The following is a 2381-nucleotide window of genomic DNA, read 5'->3' as shown; positions in this document are numbered from 1 at the left end:
GACTGTAAACAGTCTTGGGAGAGATGGTCGATCGACCTAGAGCAAACTAGAGGTTGGATATCGGATGTTAGAGCTTGGATAAGATGTTGAAATTTGGCCTTGCCAAATTCCTTCTTACTTAATCTAACATCCAACTTCTAATCTCTAACCTCCAGTGTGTGCGCTCCTTAGAAAGGAGGTGATCCAGCCGCACCTTCCGATACGGCTACCTTGTTACGACTTCACCCCAATCACCGGCCCCACCTTCGACGGCTGCCTCCCTTGCGGGTTAGCTCACCGGCTTCGGGTGTTGCAGGCTTTCGTGGTGTGACGGGCGGTGTGTACAAGGCCCGGGAACGTATTCACCGCAGTATGCTGACCTGCGATTACTAGCGATTCCGACTTCATGTAGTCGAGTTGCAGACTACAATCCGAACTGAGACCGGCTTTGCTGGGATTTGCTCCGGGTCACCCCATCGCTTCCCTTTGTACCGGCCATTGTAGCACGTGTGTAGCCCAGGACATAAGGGGCATGATGATTTGACGTCATCCCCACCTTCCTCCGGTTTGTCACCGGCAGTCTCTCTAGAGTGCCCACCTCCACGTGCTGGCAACTAAAGATAAGGGTTGCGCTCGTTGCGGGACTTAACCCAACATCTCACGACACGAGCTGACGACAACCATGCACCACCTGTCTTCGGGTCACAAGCAAGCTTGTGACGACTCGTGTTTCCACAAGCCTTCCCTCGATGTCAAGCCCTGGTAAGGTTCTTCGCGTTGCGTCGAATTAAACCACATGCTCCACCGCTTGTGCGGGCCCCCGTCAATTCCTTTGAGTTTCAACCTTGCGGCCGTACTCCCCAGGCGGGGTACTTATTGTGTTAACTACGGCACAGAAGGGGTCGATACCTCCTACACCTAGTACCCATCGTTTACGGCGTGGACTACCGGGGTATCTAATCCCGTTCGCTCCCCACGCTTTCGCGCCTCAGCGTCAGTTACAGGCCAGAGAGCCGCCTTCGCCACTGGTGTTCCTCCTAATATCTACGCATTTCACCGCTACACTAGGAATTCCGCTCTCCTCTCCTGTCCTCAAGACGCCCAGTCTCAAAGGCAGGCTGGCAGTTGAGCTGCCAGTTTTCACCCCTGACTTAAGCGCCCGCCTACGCGCTCTTTACGCCCAGTAATTCCGGACAACGCTTGCCACCTACGTATTACCGCGGCTGCTGGCACGTAGTTAGCCGTGGCTTCCTCCTCAGGTACCGTCACTCTCTTCTTCCCTGATGACAGAGCTTTACAACCCGAAGGCCTTCTTCGCTCACGCGGCGTTGCTCCGTCAGGCTTTCGCCCATTGCGGAAGATTCCCCACTGCTGCCTCCCGTAGGAGTCTGGACCGTGTCTCAGTTCCAGTGTGGCCGGTCACCCTCTCAGGCCGGCTACTGATCGTCGCCTTGGTAGGCCGTTACCCCACCAACTAGCTAATCAGACGCGGGCTCATCCGTAAGCGGATCGCTCCTTTAATCTGCCTACCATGCGGTATACAGATATTATGCGGTATTAGCACCGGTTTCCCGATGTTATCCCCCTCTTACGGGCAGATTGCCCACGCGTTACTCACCCGTCCGCCACTCCCCTTAGAGGTTGGAAGTTGGAAATTAGATGTTAGATTGTGTGAGAATTCGCCTTCGGCGAATTCCTTCTTAATCTAACTTCTAACCTCTAACTTCCAACCTCCAGGAGCGTTCGACTTGCATGTGTTAAGCACGCCGCCAGCGTTCGTCCTGAGCCAGGATCAAACTCTCCATAAAATATTTCAGTTGACTGTTTGTCAGTCGACAGTTAACAGTATGTTTACTGCCGACCGCCCTATCAACTGTTCTTCTTATGAATCGTTTGAATCAAGCTCTTATCGCAGTCACAATCAACTGGTTACTGCCAACTGTGAACTGCTTTTTTGAATTACTCACTTATTAGACGAGGTCTAATTACTTGTGTGATGGTTTTGCAGTTCCCGCTAACCTTCAACCGTTAACTTCTGTTAACTGTCTACTGTTAACTGGTAACTGCTCTGCAACCATCTCTCCTTCTACACTGTTCAGTTCTCAAGGACCACCCGGCCGCTTAGCACCTTCGCCTGACTGCGTCATCTTCGCCGTCTGCATCCTCACCGTACATCAGTACGCCTCCGGTGCGGCCAGCTCAGCTTCCTTGTCATGCTCGTTTCTAAGCGCCCTCTCTTTTGTTTCCCGGCCGGTCTCCCAACCGCGGAACTTTATCTTACCACATCAACCTTCTTCAGGTCAACCGGTAATTTCTTACTTCTTCTCCCGCACCGGCTCTCAACCAGCCGCGGAATTCCATACTACCATAACTGGCTGCTTTTCGTCAACCGGTAGTTTTTG

Annotated in this window: 1 rRNA gene; it reads right to left on the bottom strand. The window is 52.8% G+C overall.

Going from position 1 to position 2381, the window contains the following annotated elements:
• Window positions 1-171: 171 nt before the first annotated feature.
• Window positions 172-1787: ribosomal RNA gene (locus Tfer_RS15445) — 16S ribosomal RNA — on the bottom strand.
• Window positions 1788-2381 lie beyond the last annotated feature (594 nt).

It is taken from the genome of Thermincola ferriacetica (genome assembly GCF_001263415.1).
GTDB lineage: Bacteria > Bacillota > Thermincolia > Thermincolales > Thermincolaceae > Thermincola > Thermincola ferriacetica.
The sequence above is the reverse complement of the archived record's forward strand: the minus strand, read 5'-3'. Positions and strand labels throughout refer to the sequence as shown.